Here is a 14,423-nt window from a genome sequence, read left to right on the forward strand (position 1 = left end):
TTCGCCGCTGATGACATTAGTCCTGCACAAACCACTGCGTTCGAACTACTGCAAAAACCGGTGATGCGGTACTGCAACTGCACATTGCCCATTGCTGGAGCTTCGAAGCTTACATGAACATTACAAATGCGCCTATTGCATGGAATGACATATCAATACTAACTATCGGTAATGAATGTGACGGGATCTGCACGGGACTCGCCGACCGGCCGGTCGGTCTTGAAACCGCCCCGTCTTCAGCGCCAAACCCCGTCAGACGGTAAAATGTCGCTTTTATCGGGGTCTCTCGTCCCCGCGTCCCGCAAGGATGTGCCATGAATGCACGCTGGAAGCCCAACGTGACGGTTGCTGCGGTCGTCGAACGTGACGGCCGTTTTCTGTTTGTCGAAGAGCAAAAGCGTGCCGGTCTGCTGATTAACCAACCGGCCGGTCATCTGGAGCCGGGCGAGTCGATCCTCGACGCCGTGCGCCGTGAGGTGCTGGAAGAGACGGCGCATACGTTCGAGCCGCAGCACCTGCTGGGCATCTATCTCGCGCCGGGACCGGACGACATCGCCTATCTGCGCTTCACCTTCAGCGGCACGCTGGGCGAGTTCGATGCGACGCGCACGCTCGACGACGGCATCGTCGGCACGCTCTGGCTCACGCCGGACGAGGTGCGCGCGCAGCGGGCACGGCATCGTTCGCCGATTCTCGAGCAGTGCATGGACGATTACCTGCGAGGCGTCAGATACGACCTCGGCATACTTCAGACCCATCCGGCACTGACCGGCGGGCAAGGCAACACATGAGTCAAAAACGCGTAGTAGTGGGCATGTCGGGCGGCGTCGATTCGTCGGTCACGGCATGGCTGCTCAAACAACAAGGCTACGACGTCGTCGGTCTGTTCATGAAGAACTGGGAAGACGATGACGACAGCGAATACTGTTCGACCCGGCAGGACTGGATCGACGTGGTGTCGGTCGCCGATCTGATCGGCATCGACGTCGAAGCGGTGAACTTCGCCGCCGAGTACAAGGACCGCGTCTTCGCGGAATTCCTGCGCGAGTACTCGGCCGGGCGCACGCCGAACCCGGACGTGCTGTGCAACGCCGAGATCAAGTTCAAGGCGTTCCTCGATCACGCGGTGGCGCTGGGCGGCGAGACCATCGCCACCGGCCACTACGCCCGTGTACGCGAGCGCGACGGGCGCTTCGAACTGCTCAAGGCGTTCGATCACACCAAGGATCAGAGCTACTTCCTGCACCGCCTGAACCAGCAGCAGCTCTCGCGCACGATGTTCCCGCTCGGCGAAATGCCGAAGACGAAGGTGCGCGAGATCGCCGCGCAGATCGGCCTGCCGAACGCGAAGAAGAAGGATTCGACGGGGATCTGCTTCATCGGGGAGCGACCGTTCCGCGACTTCCTCAATCGCTATCTGCCGACCAAGCCGGGACCGATGAAGACGCCGGACGGCACGATCGTCGGCGAGCACGTGGGGCTGGCGTTCTACACGCTGGGTCAGCGCAAGGGTATCGGTCTGGGCGGTAGCCGCGACGGCTCGGGCGAGCCGTGGTTCGTCGCGCGCAAGGACATGGTCAGCAACACGCTGTATGTCGTGCAGGGCCACGATCACCCGTGGCTGCTCTCGGGCACGCTCGATGCCGAAGACCTCTCATGGGTCGCAGGCGAGGCGCCGATTGCGGGCACGCGTTGCGGTGCGAAGACCCGCTACCGTCAGGCAGATGCCGCCTGCGAAGTCGTGCGCGCCGACGCCGGTGGCCTCACGCTGTCGTTCTCGGACGCGCAATGGGCCGTGACGCCCGGTCAGTCCGCCGTGCTGTACGACGGCGAGGTGTGTCTGGGCGGCGGGATCATTGCGTCCACCACGCCTGCCGTCGCTGCAACGGGCGCGGCGGCTGACGCAGGCGCCACGTCCGCAGCATCGAAACACATCATCCTCAATACGCATTGAAGCCGCCGGCGCTCGCCGGGGGGACACCCGGCAGCGTGCCGGTGGCCGTTTTGCCGCTCCCCCCGCAAAAGCCTAGGAGGTTTCATGTTTTCGCGCCGATTTCTGGCTCTCTGGATCGCCGTGGCGTTGCTCGTCGCAACGCTCGCGCTGGTGCTCGTCGACGGATGGAATCCGCTCTGGCCCATACCGTTCGCTGCGTTGGTCGCCCTCGGGGTCTGGGACGTCGTTCAGCAGCGTCACGCTGTACTGCGTAACTACCCGCTGTGGGGACACTTCCGATTTCTGTTCGAGTTCATCCGGCCGGAAATCCGTCAGTACTTCGTGGAAGACGACACCTCCGAGACACCGTTCTCGCGCGCTCAGCGCAGCATCGTCTATCAGCGCGCCAAGGGTGACGTCGATAGTCGGCCCTTCGGCACGGAGCTGGACGTCAAGGCGACCGGCTACGAGTGGATCGCCCACTCGCTCGCGCCGACCGTCCTGAAGGATCACGACTTCCGTATCACCATCGGTGCGGATCGCGCGCAGCCGTATTCGGCCTCGATCTTCAACGTTTCGGCGATGAGCTTCGGCGCGTTGTCCGCCAACGCCATCCGCGCGCTCAATCGCGGGGCCAAACTGGGCAACTTCATCCACGACACCGGCGAAGGTTCGATCTCGCCGCATCACCGCGAGCAAGGCGGGGATCTGATCTGGGAAGTGGCGTCGGGTTACTTTGGCTGCCGCAACGACGACGGCACATTCAACGCCGAGAAGTTCACCGCGCAGGCCACTACGCCGCAGGTGAAGATGATCGAGGTGAAGCTCTCGCAAGGCGCGAAGCCGGGCCACGGCGGCGTGTTGCCCGCCGCGAAGATCACACCGGAGATCTCCGCAACGCGCGGCGTGCCGATGGGACAGGACTGCATCTCGCCGTCACGCCACAGCGAGTTTTCGACGCCGCTGGGTCTGCTGCAATTCGTCGATCGGCTGCGCACGCTCTCGGGCGGTAAGCCGACGGGCTTCAAGCTTTGCATCGGTCATCCGTGGGAATTCTTCGGCATCGTGAAGGCGATGCTCGAGAGCGGCATCCTCCCCGACTTCATCGTGGTGGACGGCTCCGAAGGTGGCACCGGCGCTGCACCGCTGGAGTTCACCGATCACGTGGGCGCGCCGCTGCAGGAAGGGTTGCTGCTGGTACACAACACGCTCGTGGGCGCGGGATTGCGCGACAAGATCCGCATTGGTGCGTCGGGCAAGATCGTGACGGCGTTCGACATTGCGCGCACGCTCGCCATTGGCGCCGACTGGTGCAATTCGGCGCGCGGCTTCATGTTCGCCATCGGCTGCATTCAGTCGCAGAAGTGCCACACGGACCGCTGTCCTACCGGTGTGGCCACGCAGGATACGTTGCGTCAACGCGCGCTCGTGGTGCCGGACAAGGCGCAGCGTGTGCATCAGTTCCACGCGCAGACGCTGCACGCATTGCAGGAACTGATTCAGGCCGCAGGGTTGGCGCATCCGTCGGATCTGCGCGCACATCACATCGTCAAGCGTGTGTCGTCCAATGAGATCCGTCTCATGTCCGAATCGCTGAAGTATCTGGAGCCGGGCGATTTGCTGCGCGGTCAGTTCCGCTATCAGCTCTACGAGAAGTACTGGCCGATGGCGCGTGCCGATAGTTTCTCGCCTGCGGCCGTGGCCTGACGATATCGCGCAAAGCGATACAAGGCTGTCGCTGTAAAACAAACCCGACGCGTGGTGGCGTCGGGTTTTTTTATGCTTCTCGAAAGTTTTCTTCCCAAAAGCCAAAAGTGCCGGGCCTGGCGACTCACATTAAGGTCTCCACCGGATGATGCTCGCGCGCGTACTCGCCTATCGTGTGGCCTTCGACTTTGTCATCCCGCCGACGGATTGTCGTCAGAGGAGGAGCCTATGAGTACGGTGCGATTTCTGATCAGCCGCCACGACGTCAAACTCATTGTGAACGGTCTGGTACACACGTTGCCTGCGGGCAGCATGACCGCGACCAGTTCGGATGCGACGATCGATGCCCCCGGGCCAGTGGTGGCTCATGATTTTCATGCATGCGATTTACAGGCGCTGTATCCGGACGTCGTCGATCTGCTCGACCGCCGCCCGCTCGGCGTGTTCCACAGGCAGGCGGCGCGTACACTGATCCTCGAACCCAGCATGGTCGACGTGGCGATGACGTTGCAGAACGTCGACCGCATGGCGATGCTGCGCTTCTTTTACGTCTACTGTCTGTGCCGCGATCAGCGCTACTTCTCCGCGATGTTGCGTCAGACGATTGCAGGCAGTCATTCGCTGTTCGACTTCGTCGAAGCGAACTTCCATCGACCCTGGCCGGTGGGGCGTCTGGCCGAAGAGTTCGGCATGCCGTTGAGAAAATTCCGGTATCTGTTTCAGCAGACGTATGGCATGCCCGCCAAGCAATGGTTGCTTGAGCGGAGGCTGAGACTGGCTCGCGACCTACTGCTTTCCACGCGTCACAAGGTGCTCGACATTGCGCTGGAGTGTGGCTTCACCAATCACGCGCACTTCACCGACACGTTCCGCAAACGCTTCGATTGCGCGCCGACGGAGATTCGCCTGGGCACACCGCCTCAGCGCGGTGGCCGTCGTGTCGCGATGCCGCGCGCGGACGCCTACGCAGCCATGCGCGCCGATCTCGTTGCAGGACACGGTGCAGTGACCGATGCAGGCGTGCTATGAACGTCGAGGAAATCCACCGCAGCATGTCGGAAGGCGTGCGGCGAATGTCGGACGAAGCGACGCAGGCGGTGCGCACGCAGGAAGTCAACGATCCCCGTCAGATGCTCGACGTCCAGTTCAAGTTGCAGCAGTTCGCAACGGGCGTCGGCTTGCACAGTGCGGCCATCAAGCTCATCAAGGATACGTTGATGGGCATCATCGCCAAGATCGCATGATGACGACGCCGTCAAAATCCCATGATGGCGCGGTGACGTGGCTGGATGCTTCGGTCCGGCAGCATATCGTCGAACTGGCGCTAGCTGGGGCGCAACACGGTCTCGAGACGGAAGCGCGAACGATTCTGCGAGCGCTTCCGTTGCTCGTGCCGCAGGTTGAGGCGCGTCAATGTTTGCATGCTGCGTTGCTCATTGCGCTGGGCGACACAGCGCAAGCGCGCACCTGCCTTGCGCGTCTGACTGCCGAAGGCGAGGCAGACAAGGCCGACGTAAGCGCCGCGCGCGTGTTGCAGCAGTGGCTCGACACGACGATTACCTCATCGGCGTCATCTCCTCCTCCGGCCTTTTCTTCTCCAGAAGTCCTCCCTTTGCCATGACGACACTCTCATCATCTGCGCTTTCCGCGGCAGTTACGCAAACGTCGGCCGTCGATGCGTCGATGAAACCGTCTGCCGCATTCCCCACCGCACCCACTACCGCTGAGCAGGCCGACGCTGCGCGATTCAGTCTCGCGTTGGCGAACGCCGCGCCGTTGCCCGAGCATCACTTGCTAAGCGCGGCGAACAAGTTGGCGGGCGACACCGAATATCTGGCACAACGCGTGACGCTGGACGAGCAAGCATTGGACGATCCGGCGCGTCTGCTTGCCACGCAGCTAGACATCACCGAGCGGGTGCTGGCATTGGAGTTTGTCGCGAAAGCGGCCGGGGCTACGACGCAGGGTGTCAACAAGCTGGTCCACATGCAATGACGCGTTGCGGCCGTGTTGTGAAAGGCCTCGTGCCGATCGTTGAGGGCATCGCATTGGGGCGGATCCTGCTCGTCGGCTTGCTCTTGCTGATGCTCGTCGGCTGCAAAGTCGAGTTGCATCGCGCGCTGAGCGAGACCGAAGCAAATCAGATGCTCGCGCTACTGCTGGTCTCCGGACTTCAGGCTGACAAGCGCGCGGACACCACGGGCATGACCGTCCGGATCGAACGCAGCGATTTCGTGCGCGGCGTCGAAGTGCTTCGTCAGCACGGGTTGCCGCGCCAGAAGCGGGCGTCGGTCGAGGATGTCTTTCCACCGGGGCAACTCGTCAGTTCGCCGGTGCAGGAGCAGGCGAAACTCATCTTTCTCAAAGAGCAACGACTGGAGCGCATGTTGGCGGCGCTCGACGGCGTGATGGTGGCAGAAGTGTCTATTGCGCAGGTACCGACGGACTCGGCCGGACGTGCCACCCTGCCGCCGGGTGTGGCCGTCTTTGTGAAGTACAGCCCCGAAATCAACATGACGCAACGCATGACCGACATTCGCAGTCTGGTGCACGACAGCGTGCCCGGGGTATCGCCGGAGCGCATCAGCATCGTGCTGCAACCCGCGGACTATCGATTGCCTCGGGCGGCCATCGAGTCGGCCGCAGTGACGGCGAACGGGGGCGGCGAAATGCCTTGGCGTCGGTGGCTAGGGTGGGGAATGTTAGTGGCGGCAGCGATGGTGCTTGCGGTGGCCGGGGCGATGGCCTGGCGTCGACGGGGCGCATGGGTCGTCCGGTTACGGCAGCGCGTGGCGAGAGCGACGTGATGGCGTGCACCCGGCTCGCGCGTCTGATCTGGCAACCGGGATTGGATATGGATGCAGGCTGGTGGAACACGTTCGAGATGTCGAGGTGGCGTGCCCCGTACCGCAGACATGCGGCGTGTCGTCCACCTGTCGACCGGCTATTGATCGAACGACGCGGATGGCCGGTGGCTGGACGAAATGACTGCACGCTTCCTCGGAGCGAGGCTGCGCGGGTCATGGTGCATCTGATGCCGAATCTGCGCCGCGTCGCGTTGGCCCACGGTTTGCGCGTGCTGGGCTGTCCCGACTATCTGCTGCTCGGCAAATTTCGTCGCGCGCTCTCGCCGTGGCTGGACGCGTGGCAATGTGATCGTCTGCTGCTGACGCGGCACGACTGGCCGTCGCACCGTGCGTTTGAGGCGGACGAGATTGCGACGTTGGCGATGGCGACGACCGGTGAGCAGCTTGACGCTGTCTGCGCCGCTCGCACATCGCCGGGCACTTCGGGCGCGTCAGACAATCCCGTCGCGATGATCGAGGACGTCGCCACCGTCCACATGGCTGCGCGGATCCTGCTCCCACCACCGGGGATGACAGCGACGGCGGTGGGCGGCGATCCGGTCATCGACGATATCTGGCCGCGACTCGCGGCGCTGGAGAAAATGCTATGTATGTCATCGACTACGCATTGACCCCCATCGAAACGATTGACGGCCCTGCTCCGGTGGGGCCGGTGATTTCCGCCGAGGCAATCGTTAAACTGCGTGACGACGTCAGTCAGCGGGCACGTTGGATGAACGAGGCGCGTGCCGAGCGCGACGCTGCGCAAGTAGAGCGCGAGCGGGCGAGAAACGACGCAGAGGTGCAGCGCAATGCGTGGGAGGCGGCGGCGCAGACGCGTGCCAGACAGGAGGCGGCGACACTGGCGGAAGCCGCACGGCAAGCGGCCGTCGCACAGACCGTGGACTGGCTTGTCGACGAGGCGTCGATGGAGCGGGAGATCGTGCGGTCACTGGAGCGCAGGGTTGCCGATGCGATGACGGGCGCGCTGTCCAATTTCGTCGGAAAACTCGATGTCGGCGAGCGCTTCGCGCATCGTGTTGGGCAATCGTTGCCCGACCTCGTACGCGAAGGTGTCCTCGTCCTGCGTGTGCCGACGGTGCATCACGCGGCCGTCGAGGGCGCATTGCGCGATGCCGACATTGTGCTTGCGTGTACTCCGGATGCGTCGCTCTCCGGCCGTCAGGCGCGCATCGAAAGCGAGTGGGTCACCGTGTGTCTGGATCTCGATGCGGATCTGGCGGCAGTCATCCAACGCTTGCGCGCCGTGCCGAATCTGGAGGTTGCTTATGGTTGAGCGTCTCCCCACGTCTGCCAATCCGAGCGTTCGCGCGCCGCAGGAAAACAAGGCGCTAGAGCGCATATTGACGGACGAATGGCAGGCGCTCGAAGCCGACGGTCTGTCGTCTCGCGCAACGCCGACGGACGTGCCGGGTCATGTGGCGCTGATCGAAGCGACCATCGCGCAGAACGAGGAGGCAGCTTTCTCTGAGTCGCAGGAAAATCTGAGCTTCGCACTGGGCGTACGTTTTCGGCGCACGGGCGAGCGAGATGTCCGCGACGACAAGCAACGCGCGCGGGCGTTGTTCGAACAGCAGATGCAACGATTCGCACGCGTGAATGGTGCGCAGTTCGAACGGCTGCGCAGTCAATTGCGCGATTTGCCGTTTGTCCCCGATCCTCATCAACTGATCCGTCAGGCGCAGATGTCAGGCGGGCACGCCGCACTGGTTGTCGCTGCGTGGTTGGCCGACAACGGGCTCGATGCGGAAACCCGCACGCGGCTGCGGCGCGCGCTCGATGCCTTGACGGCCTCGGATACATGGGCCATCGAGGCATTTGCGTCACTCGAATGTGGCGGCGGCAAGTCGCCTGGTCTGGCGCTGATGCAACAGCTCAAATCGCTGTTTCGTCAGTCGACCGGAACACAACGCTCGCTCACACAATGGTTCGACGAGTGCCGTCGCTTCTCTCAGCGACGCGAGAGACTTCGCGCTCTCATGCAGGCGCTCGGTCTGGAGTTGGGTGCGCGGCAAGCCGACGCCGATACCCAGCGGTTGTCGGCCGTTGTGGACGATCTCCGTCGCGTAGTGCTGTTTCTCACAATGGAGTCGATGTGCGAACGCGCGGCGCATGCGATGCGAGATGCGGGAAGCCGTGCGTTTGCGACCGACACCATGATCGCGGAGACACTTACGTTGCTCGATCAGCCTTGGGCGGGTGCCGAATGGCTGACGCAACGCGCTGCGTATCTGGGCATGACGACGGTCGACGTCCGATACGCATTCGCACGAGCGCTATCCCAGCTCATTAAGTCGGCGCATGACGGATGCTTTCGCGACGAGACGCAGCGTGAAGCGCTCGAGGAAGCGCTGAGTGTCTGGAGAACGGAGATTGCCAGCGAGGCGGATGCGACGAACCACTGACTTTTGAGCGGAGGTCCATCCGGCGGCGCATGATGGCATGCGCCGAAGCGGGATGGAAGATGATGAGCGGGGATGTGGGGCGTATCGATGTCGTCCGTCAGGCGCGCAGATGCTCGCGGCAGAGCTTGATGCGGTCGTAGAAATCGGTGAGCGCCTGGGCGAACGGCTCCGCTTCTGCGGCGGCGTCGTCTTTGACTTGCGCGTGAAGAATCAGGCGGTTGTCGCGTTCGCGCAATTGAACATGCCCGGTGACGGCCCACTCGGCGGGCTCGATCAGAAACTGAAGCAACCGCTCGCTGTTGGCTCGATGCAGCCGAGCAGCCTCGTCCGTCGCTACGACGGCATGAATGCTGCACACCTGATTGTCCAGCGTTTCCACAATGATGCTTGGCGAAGCGTTGAACGTCAGCTCGATGGGCGAATGATTGTCGACGGCGTCGATCTTGCTGGGGTCGCAGCCGATCAGCTTCAGGGCTTCGACGAGAGTTTGCGCTAAATCATAACTGGGCATGATGGGCGTGGAAGTGAGCGTGGAGGGTGGGACTGCATTGATGACGCGCCCCCTGTCAACGTCATGCATCATTCGGAATGATCGGAAATGCGTGCCACGCGACTGGGGGGCGATGGCGAAGGTTCCCACGTTAGGTCGACAAAGACTTTGGTGGCGCGAACCGCGTTGTCGCTTATGAACACGTCGCTACCGCGACATCGCACCTCGCGACCTGTGCCATCGATTTGACTGAGCGTTTTAACTGCGCCGATCGCCGTGGCCGTCTTCGGCCGTGATCAATTTTCCATACGATGTGCTGTAGCGACGCGTGATGCTTTCGAGAATCGCCTCGGCCGCTTGAATCGCTTGCATCAACGATTGCGCCTGTGCGTGTTGTGCAGGGGGGAGTGGCGTGCGAAGCGATTTTTCGAGCGTCGCACGCGCCGCATTCAGTTTTGCCCCGACGTTAAGCGACACGGGGCCGGGTGAATCCGAGAGAGCGTCTTCAAGGCGTGTCAGACGGATCGTCATGTTGGGTCTCCGGGGTCGCGGGTGTCAGGGGAAGGTAAAAGAGACGGTCGTAGGCACCGATCGACACGCCGTCAGCATGAATGGCAACAATGCGCGTGCCGCCGGGCAGACGGACGCCTTGCGCAAGACGGGTGCCGTCGGCAAGCGTAAGCTGCGGCGCGCCCGGAGAGCCGCCAATGCTGACGAGTGGCGCGGAGAAGCCCGTCTCGGCCAGCGTTGGAATGGGCGGTGGCAGAGGATCGATGCGTAGCGGCATGGCGTCGGCCGAACGATTCCACGTTGTAGCGAGACCTTTGAGCGACGCTTGCCGCCCGACAGTCAACGCACCGGTGATCCGCCACCCTTTGCGGTCGCGCGAGATGTCGACGCCGCGCAGTTGACCCGCCTCGCGCAGTGTTTTCACCAACTGATCGAAACTATGGGCGGTGCCGCTCGCCACGCGCCATCCGTGGGGCAACGCGAGTGTGTCCAGCGCATCCGACGCAGCGCGCCACCGGGCATCGGCAACGAGTGGGCCGCCGATGACCAGCGCGCCGTCCGAGGCCACGTCGACATGTGCATTGCCGAAGCCATGCAGCCGTAGCAGCGTGCTCACCGTCTGTACAGCATTCGCGGGGCACCAGGTGTCGTCGCTCAACGCCTTGCCGAGCCAGCGCGCTTCGGCGCGTAAGCGAGCGCGTGTGTCGTCGTCGATACAGCCGCCTGACAGTCGCACGGCGTCACCTGCGGTAATGAGGGAGACGTTGGGCGCGATGCGGGTGGCCAGCGTCCGGAGCGCATCGGGTTGCGGGGGGCGAGAGATGACGTTGGCGGTGCCCGTGCGCCACATGGCGACACCCGCGCCCGCAATCAGCAGTGACAGACCCGAGACTGCCAGCCAGGCGGCAGGCGAGCGGCGTTGTCTGCGCGCGTCCATCGGCGCGGTAACGTCCGGAAGGTCTGTGGGATCGGCCACCGTGGACGGAGGGAGACGGCGCGCGGGACGCTTCGGTAGTGGCGTCGGCAACGGCTGGGTTTCGTCGCTCAGCCACACGCCGAGGCCCGCGAGATCGATCACGGTGTGCAGGGGAAGTGGGCGGGCGTCGGATGCGTCGTCGGTCGCCGTGACCGGCATGCCGTCGACCCAAGCGGGGGTGTGCGAGATCAACCGTACACGATCTTCCTCGACGTGCAGGGTGACGTTCGCCTCGTCGTCGAGCGTCATCGCAATGTCGGCCTCGCCACTTCCGATGGTGAGCGGTCCGGCCGGAAGCGGCATGGGACGCCCGGCGAGCGGGCCGTCGAGGAGCGTTAGCGTTGGCATCGTCAGGCGTTCGGCAATACGGCCGCGGGCTCGGCCTTGATGAGAAACAAACGCATGACGCTGTCGTTGCGATTGCTCGTGGAGCTGAACAGACGCCCGATGAGCGGCAGGTCGCCGAGCAAGGGAATCTTGCGTTCGTGTTCGTGTTGCGCGTCTTGCACGAAACCGCCGAGCAGTAACGACTGTCCGGCCTGAAGCGTCGCGTGTGTGGAGATCGACGAGTTGCGTATGGTCGGCACCTCGTTCCGCAAATTGCGATCGCTGCGAATTTCGCCGCCGTCTTCGATGTTCAGGGTGAGCATTACCTGCTCACTGCTGATGTCCTCATGTTCGGGACTTCCGCCGACCGCGCTACCCGTCGGCTCGCTCGGCACGAGGCGCGGCGTGACACGCAGAAGCGACCCTGACGTCACACTCTCGAGCTTCGCCACCTTTTCACCGGAGACCTTCGTATAGAAGGTCACGCTGCGATCCAGTACCGCCTGCATGTTGTCCAGTGTGACGATCGACGGACGCGATAGCACACGCGCTTTGGAGTTTCGCTCAAGGGCGCTCAAATTGAGCATGAATTTGTTGGTATCGCCGACCAGCGTGGTGAAGGTGCCTGCGTCGCCGTCACTGGAAGGCCCATTGAGCGAGACGGTTCCGAAGCTGCCCAGCCGAGCGCTGCCGGAAATGTCGACGCCAAGTTCGGCGATATCGCTGGCATTCACATCGATGATGGCGACCGAGATGTCGATCAGCCGAGGGCGCACATCGAGTTGCGCGATGAGATCGCCGTAGATGGGAATGTTGCGACGGCGCTCCCGCACGATGACGGCATTGCGACGTGGGTCAGCGGAAAAGCGCGGTGTCCCGGTCTGCGCTGCGGCGGCGAAGCCGACGTCGACCGACGTTCGCGAACGAGGGACCGCACCGGTCGCGTCGGTAGTCGACGATGTGGCGATCAGCGGTCCTGCCCCCTGAATCAGATCCTTCAGTACGCTGACTACGCCCGGAACGACCACTTCCTGCCCGCGATAAAAGTACCTTGTGTCGTCCGCCGTCGCGAATTTCAGGGGAAATATCTTGATGGTCTCCTCGCTCTCCTGTTGATCGCGTGCGTCTCGTTCGACGTAGTCGGCCAGCATGGAAACCGTCTCGACGCATGCCGGAACGCCCGCGATTTCGAGTGCGTGTGTCGCCGGAATCGCCCGTGCCACGCAGTGTCGCGGGTGGAGGACGCCAGCGTCGCGCAGATGCGCAAGGAGGTCGCGAGGTGACGCGTAACGCAGCGGCAACACACGGCGCGTGGCCTCGCTGGCCTTATAGATGTTGAGCGTCTGGCCGTTGAAGTACCACGAAAGCCGATAACGTTCAGCCAGTGTGTCGAGTGTCGTCTGTGCGGAACCGGGCGGGAGCGTGCCGATGAAGCGGTCGTCGACCTGCGCGCTGACGACCGTCGGTATGCCGTGATGCGCACCGAAGTCGCGTAGCAACTCCGCAAGCGGCGTTCCTGCGCTTTGAAAAGCGAAAGGGCCGCCGCGCCACACGGGCGACGTCCCGTCGCCCATCGTGCCGGATGTGCTCGATAGCGCAGCGCTCGCCGCGGCCATTGTCAGTCCGGCAACCAGCAGGGTCAGGCGAAGGAGATGCCGCAACGCGCGACACAGGAGATGGCAACGCATCGTCACTCGTGTCGCACGACTTGCAATCGCCGTGCCACACCAGTGGCCGTGTTCTGCATGGGGGCGAATTGGGACGAGGGCATTTGAGAAGAGAGCATTTCGCCTGCGAGCAGTTGGCGACGGAGTTGCGCTTCCACGTGCGCAGGCGAGGCGTGCGCGTCGAATCGATGTACCCACCAGACGACGTCGTTCGCGACACACAGACTGTCGTCGCGTAACGCCGACTGCCCGGCCAGCACGAGCGAGCTGCGCGCAAGCCAGCGCGCGCGTGCCGAGTCGTCGACGTCGTCCGGGCGTCCGGGAGCGTGTGACGAATGGCCTGCCGGGGGATCCACTGCGGTTGCCACACAGTAGCCGCCGGCTGCCGGGCAGGTCCAACCCGGGTGACCGTCGATATCGAGCACGATGCGCGCGCCTTGAACGTCGCATGGAGCAATCCAGTCGAGCGCGGAGAGCGCAAATGGCAAACGCATAGATGTCTGTTGGGGTGGGTGCCCGGCACTGCGAACAGGGACCGTCATTATCGAGCGCCGTGTCACGCACGCCATCCGGCGCAGACCTGAAGTCACAACTGAATCTGGAGATTTGCGGCGTTTTCCTATGCGTGCGATCAGGCGAAGGCACAAGATTCGTGCCCGCTGGCCCGAAGTCGAAAGAGATTGAACAAAAATCCGCATGAATGCTAATGACTAACTGTCGAGGAGCTGCGAATGACGGGTTGTACCGGTGTCATCGTTGTGGAAGACCACGAATTGCTGGCCGACGGGCTTTGCCGCCTGATCGAGGACGAACTCGGATGGTGCGTGCTGGCGAGGGTCGTCAACGGACTGGACGTTTACCGCGCCTGCGTGGTGCACCGTCCCGCTTTGATCGTGCTGGATCTGGGGTTGCCCGGTATGGACGGTGTCGATGTCATCCGTCAATGCGTTCAGCGTTGGCCGGAGCTGCGGATCGTCGTGCATTCGGCGAGCGACGACGGCGAACGCGCGCGGCAATCGCTCGAAGCCGGCGCGGGCGCCTTTGTCCTCAAAAGTAGTTCACGGACGACGTTGATCAACGCAGTGAGCGTTGTTATGCGGGGCGATCGCTTCATCGATCCTGCGGTGTTCGGCATCGTTCACGACCCGACGGGCATGCCACTGACGTCGAAGCCCGGCGCTGCAGAGTTGCCCGAACGGCTGCTGACGTTGCGCGAACGACAGGTGCTCAAACTCGCGGCGGAAGGGCAACGCAATCGCGATATCGCCCAACTGCTGTCGATCAGCGTGAAGACGGTGGAGACGCACCGTCTGAACATGATGCGCAAGCTCGACGCGCACAACGTTGCCGACATCGTGAGGTGGGCACATCGCTTGCGGATGCTGCTTTGAACCGGCGAATTTCAGGTCCACGCCGGATAGCCGCAGCCGCCGTGATTGCGCGACCATCGTCGCTGCCTATTTTCGAATGCTCTCCGTGTGTTGCGTATTGCGTGCCACTTACCGCAAGCGTTCTCCTTCACGCGCAAGCTTCTCGATGTT

The 14,423-nt window shown here is 63.1% G+C and carries 17 protein-coding genes; 12 read left to right on the forward strand and 5 right to left on the reverse strand.

Annotation, left to right across the window (positions count from 1 at the left end; translation table 11 throughout):
- Positions 1–314: 314 nt before the first annotated feature.
- The 11 genes from ACIQWO_RS17430 (at position 315) to ACIQWO_RS17480 (ending at position 8,912) form a co-directional block, all read left to right on the forward strand.
- A complete protein-coding gene (locus ACIQWO_RS17430; protein WP_150666771.1) occupies positions 315–791 on the forward strand; it encodes an NUDIX hydrolase in 477 nt (158 codons plus the stop codon).
- Positions 788–1,954: a tRNA 2-thiouridine(34) synthase MnmA gene (mnmA, locus tag ACIQWO_RS17435; RefSeq protein ID WP_402826567.1), complete on the forward strand. Its 1,167-nt coding sequence runs from the start codon at positions 788–790 to the stop codon at positions 1,952–1,954. The genes ACIQWO_RS17430 and mnmA overlap by 4 nt, the downstream gene beginning before the upstream one ends.
- 84 nt (positions 1,955–2,038) lie before the next feature.
- Positions 2,039–3,640 carry an FMN-binding glutamate synthase family protein gene (locus tag ACIQWO_RS17440; protein ID WP_402826570.1) on the forward strand — a complete coding sequence of 534 codons (1,602 nt, stop codon included), beginning with the start codon at positions 2,039–2,041 and terminating at the stop codon, positions 3,638–3,640.
- Positions 3,641–3,868: 228 nt separating this feature from the next.
- Positions 3,869–4,669, forward strand: a complete 801-nt coding sequence (locus ACIQWO_RS17445) for a helix-turn-helix transcriptional regulator (RefSeq protein ID WP_402826573.1) — start codon at positions 3,869–3,871, stop codon at positions 4,667–4,669.
- On the forward strand, positions 4,666–4,884 hold the full coding sequence (sctF, locus tag ACIQWO_RS17450) for a type III secretion system needle filament subunit SctF (RefSeq protein ID WP_402826576.1): 219 nt from the start codon (positions 4,666–4,668) through the stop codon (positions 4,882–4,884). The genes ACIQWO_RS17445 and sctF overlap by 4 nt, the downstream gene beginning before the upstream one ends.
- Positions 4,881–5,261 (forward strand): DUF1039 domain-containing protein, encoded by a 381-nt coding sequence (locus ACIQWO_RS17455; RefSeq protein ID WP_402826579.1) that lies wholly within the window; start codon positions 4,881–4,883, stop codon positions 5,259–5,261. Before sctF ends, ACIQWO_RS17455 begins: the two co-directional genes overlap by 4 nt.
- A gap of 62 nt (positions 5,262–5,323) precedes the next feature.
- Positions 5,324–5,635 carry a type III secretion system inner rod subunit SctI gene (gene sctI / locus ACIQWO_RS17460; protein WP_402826582.1) on the forward strand — a complete coding sequence of 104 codons (312 nt, stop codon included), beginning with the start codon at positions 5,324–5,326 and terminating at the stop codon, positions 5,633–5,635.
- Positions 5,636–5,664: 29 nt separating this feature from the next.
- Entirely contained in the window at positions 5,665–6,447 is a 783-nt protein-coding gene (gene sctJ / locus ACIQWO_RS17465; protein WP_402826585.1) for a type III secretion system inner membrane ring lipoprotein SctJ, read from the forward strand.
- On the forward strand, positions 6,405–7,118 hold the full coding sequence (locus ACIQWO_RS17470) for a type III secretion system domain-containing protein (protein ID WP_402826588.1): 714 nt from the start codon (positions 6,405–6,407) through the stop codon (positions 7,116–7,118). Before sctJ ends, ACIQWO_RS17470 begins: the two co-directional genes overlap by 43 nt.
- Positions 7,094–7,783 (forward strand): hypothetical protein, encoded by a 690-nt coding sequence (locus ACIQWO_RS17475; protein WP_402826591.1) that lies wholly within the window; start codon positions 7,094–7,096, stop codon positions 7,781–7,783. The genes ACIQWO_RS17470 and ACIQWO_RS17475 overlap by 25 nt, the downstream gene beginning before the upstream one ends.
- Positions 7,776–8,912 (forward strand): TyeA family type III secretion system gatekeeper subunit, encoded by a 1,137-nt coding sequence (locus tag ACIQWO_RS17480; RefSeq protein ID WP_402826594.1) that lies wholly within the window; start codon positions 7,776–7,778, stop codon positions 8,910–8,912. The genes ACIQWO_RS17475 and ACIQWO_RS17480 overlap by 8 nt, the downstream gene beginning before the upstream one ends.
- 97 nt (positions 8,913–9,009) lie before the next feature.
- Here the strand turns inward: ACIQWO_RS17480 and ACIQWO_RS17485 are convergent, their stop codons facing one another.
- The 5 genes from ACIQWO_RS17485 to ACIQWO_RS17505 form a co-directional block, all read right to left on the reverse strand.
- Complete coding sequence (locus ACIQWO_RS17485; protein WP_402826597.1) at positions 9,010–9,552, reverse strand: hypothetical protein; 543 nt, start codon at positions 9,550–9,552, stop codon at positions 9,010–9,012.
- Positions 9,553–9,660: 108 nt separating this feature from the next.
- The gene (locus ACIQWO_RS17490; RefSeq protein WP_402826599.1) at positions 9,661–9,933 is read right to left on the reverse strand and encodes an EscE/YscE/SsaE family type III secretion system needle protein co-chaperone; all 273 of its coding nucleotides are present in this window, start codon (positions 9,931–9,933) and stop codon (positions 9,661–9,663) included.
- Positions 9,908–11,236: a type III secretion system inner membrane ring subunit SctD gene (gene sctD / locus ACIQWO_RS17495; RefSeq protein ID WP_402826602.1), complete on the reverse strand. Its 1,329-nt coding sequence runs from the start codon at positions 11,234–11,236 to the stop codon at positions 9,908–9,910. Before sctD ends, ACIQWO_RS17490 begins: the two co-directional genes overlap by 26 nt.
- A 2-nt stretch (positions 11,237–11,238) precedes the next feature.
- Positions 11,239–12,903: an EscC/YscC/HrcC family type III secretion system outer membrane ring protein gene (locus ACIQWO_RS17500; protein WP_402826605.1), complete on the reverse strand. Its 1,665-nt coding sequence runs from the start codon at positions 12,901–12,903 to the stop codon at positions 11,239–11,241.
- Between the two features lie 2 nt (positions 12,904–12,905).
- Positions 12,906–13,376, reverse strand: a complete 471-nt coding sequence (locus ACIQWO_RS17505; RefSeq protein WP_402826608.1) for a hypothetical protein — start codon at positions 13,374–13,376, stop codon at positions 12,906–12,908.
- Positions 13,377–13,613: 237 nt separating this feature from the next.
- Here ACIQWO_RS17505 and ACIQWO_RS17510 point away from each other — a divergent pair, with 237 nt between their 5' ends.
- Positions 13,614–14,273, forward strand: coding sequence for a two component system response regulator (locus ACIQWO_RS17510; protein WP_402826611.1), 660 nt, complete (start codon positions 13,614–13,616; stop codon positions 14,271–14,273).
- Positions 14,274–14,423 lie beyond the last annotated feature (150 nt).

Source organism: Pandoraea sp. NPDC090278, assembly GCF_044772185.1.
In the GTDB taxonomy this organism is placed as follows: Bacteria; Pseudomonadota; Gammaproteobacteria; order Burkholderiales; family Burkholderiaceae; genus Pandoraea.

Bases quoted from the DNA above. Each gene is read 5' to 3' on its own strand.
- ACIQWO_RS17440 (WP_402826570.1), top strand. From the start codon at position 2,039: ATGTTTTCGCGCCGATTTCTGGCTCTCTGGATCGCCGTGGCGTTGCTC.
- ACIQWO_RS17445 (WP_402826573.1), top strand. From the start codon at position 3,869: ATGAGTACGGTGCGATTTCTGATCAGCCGCCACGACGTCAAACTCATT.
- sctI (WP_402826582.1), top strand. From the start codon at position 5,324: ATGAAACCGTCTGCCGCATTCCCCACCGCACCCACTACCGCTGAGCAG.
- ACIQWO_RS17510 (WP_402826611.1), top strand. From the start codon at position 13,614: ATGACGGGTTGTACCGGTGTCATCGTTGTGGAAGACCACGAATTGCTG.
- ACIQWO_RS17480 (WP_402826594.1), top strand. From the start codon at position 7,776: ATGGTTGAGCGTCTCCCCACGTCTGCCAATCCGAGCGTTCGCGCGCCG.
- ACIQWO_RS17430 (WP_150666771.1), top strand. From the start codon at position 315: ATGAATGCACGCTGGAAGCCCAACGTGACGGTTGCTGCGGTCGTCGAA.
- ACIQWO_RS17505 (WP_402826608.1), bottom strand. From the start codon at position 13,376: ATGCGTTTGCCATTTGCGCTCTCCGCGCTCGACTGGATTGCTCCATGC.
- sctF (WP_402826576.1), top strand. From the start codon at position 4,666: ATGAACGTCGAGGAAATCCACCGCAGCATGTCGGAAGGCGTGCGGCGA.
- ACIQWO_RS17475 (WP_402826591.1), top strand. From the start codon at position 7,094: ATGTATGTCATCGACTACGCATTGACCCCCATCGAAACGATTGACGGC.
- ACIQWO_RS17470 (WP_402826588.1), top strand. From the start codon at position 6,405: ATGGGTCGTCCGGTTACGGCAGCGCGTGGCGAGAGCGACGTGATGGCG.
- mnmA (WP_402826567.1), top strand. From the start codon at position 788: ATGAGTCAAAAACGCGTAGTAGTGGGCATGTCGGGCGGCGTCGATTCG.
- ACIQWO_RS17455 (WP_402826579.1), top strand. From the start codon at position 4,881: ATGATGACGACGCCGTCAAAATCCCATGATGGCGCGGTGACGTGGCTG.
- ACIQWO_RS17490 (WP_402826599.1), bottom strand. From the start codon at position 9,933: ATGACGATCCGTCTGACACGCCTTGAAGACGCTCTCTCGGATTCACCC.
- ACIQWO_RS17500 (WP_402826605.1), bottom strand. From the start codon at position 12,903: ATGCGTTGCCATCTCCTGTGTCGCGCGTTGCGGCATCTCCTTCGCCTG.
- sctD (WP_402826602.1), bottom strand. From the start codon at position 11,236: ATGCCAACGCTAACGCTCCTCGACGGCCCGCTCGCCGGGCGTCCCATG.